The following is a 1,429-nucleotide window of genomic DNA, read 5'->3' as shown; positions in this document are numbered from 1 at the left end:
GCCGGCAAGCTGAAGATCGTCGGCGCCCGCTACGACCTCGACGACGGCAGCGTCGACTTCTTCGACGAGGCTTGAGGCCTCAGGCCGGGTAGTCGACCCCGGTGAGCGTCAGCCCGCCCGGGGGGGCGAGGGGGCCGCAGCGGGCGCGGTCGCGCGAATCGAGCACCGCCCGCACGCCGGCCGCGTCGAGCCGGCCGCTGCCGGCGAGCATCAGCGTGCCGACCATGCCGCGCACCTGATGGTGCAGGAAGGAGCGCGCCGCCGTGCGCACCACGATCTCCTCGCCCTCGCGTGCGACGTCGAGCCGGTCGAGGGTGCGCACCGGGCTGTTCGCCTGGCACTCGGCGGCCCGGAAGGCCGAGAAATCGTGGCGGCCGAGCAGCCCCTGGGCGGCGGCGTGCATCGCGCCCGCGTCGAGCGCCCAGGGCACGTGCCAGACGGCGCCGCGGGTGAGGGCCGGCGGGCTGCGCCGGTTGAGGATGCGGTAGCGGTAGTGGCGCTTCAGCGCGGAGTGGCGGGCGTCGAAGTCCGGGCCGACCAGGACGGCGCTCAGCACCGCGACGGGCTCGGGCCGCAGATGGGCGTTCGCCGCGTCGCGCACCGTGTCGGTGCGCCAGTCCCGGTCGAGGTCGAGATGCACCACTTGGTGCGTGGCGTGGACGCCCGCATCGGTGCGCCCGGCGCAATGCACCCGCACGGGCGCGTTGACGAAGCGAGCGATCGCCTCTTCGAGGGCCTGCTGCACCGTGCGGTCGGCGGCCTGGCGCTGCCAGCCCGCGAAGGCGGTGCCGTCGTACTCGACCACGAGCTTGTAGCGGGGCATGTCAGGTCAGGCGGGTGCCCGCCAGGCGGGCGCCCGGTTCGACGCGCCGGCCGCGCAAGAAGTCGCCCGCCTCCATCGCGCCCTTGCCGGCGGGCTGCACGCGCAGGAGGCGCAGCGCGCCCTCGCCGCAGGCCACCGTGCCGGCCGCGTCGAGGAGCGTGCCGGGCGCGGCCGCGCTGCCCTCCGCGGGCACGGCGCGCAGCACCTTAACGCGCTCCGGGCCTCGGCCGAGATCGGCCAGGAAGAAGGCGCCCGGAAAGGGCGAGAGGCCCCGCACCCGGTCGTGCAATTGGGCGGCGGGCGCGGTCCAGTCGATCCGCGCCTCCTCGTTGGTGATCTTGTGGGCGTAGACGACGCCCTCCGCGGATTGCGGCGTGAAGGAGAGGCCGCCGCGCTCCAGGGCGCCGAGCGCCCGGTGCATCAGGTCCGCGCCGAGCGGCATCAGCCGGTCGTGGAGCTCGCCGGCCGTCATCGCGGGGGTGATCGCGACGCGCTCCAGCATCGCCACCGGCCCGGTGTCGAGGCCCGGCTCCATGCGCATCACCGCCACTCCGGTCTCGGAATCGCCCGCCATCACGGCGCGCTGGATCGGCGCGGCGCCGCGCC

Annotated in this window: 2 protein-coding genes; both read right to left on the bottom strand. The window is 75.6% G+C overall.

Translation table 11 applies throughout. The features are described from left to right. Positions 1–79: 79 nt before the first annotated feature. Positions 80–823, bottom strand: coding sequence for a tRNA pseudouridine(38-40) synthase TruA (truA, locus tag ACKUB9_RS33335; RefSeq protein WP_407530838.1), 744 nt, complete (start codon positions 821–823; stop codon positions 80–82). 1 nt (position 824) lies between these two features. Further along, on the bottom strand, positions 825–1,429 hold a 605-nt coding region (locus tag ACKUB9_RS33330; RefSeq protein WP_410826030.1), incomplete at its 5' end, for a methionyl-tRNA formyltransferase.

It is taken from the genome of Methylobacterium oryzisoli, from assembly GCF_046557895.1.
Lineage (GTDB): Bacteria > Pseudomonadota > Alphaproteobacteria > Rhizobiales > Beijerinckiaceae > Methylobacterium > Methylobacterium oryzisoli.
This window is presented reverse-complemented; position numbering and strand designations above follow the sequence as displayed.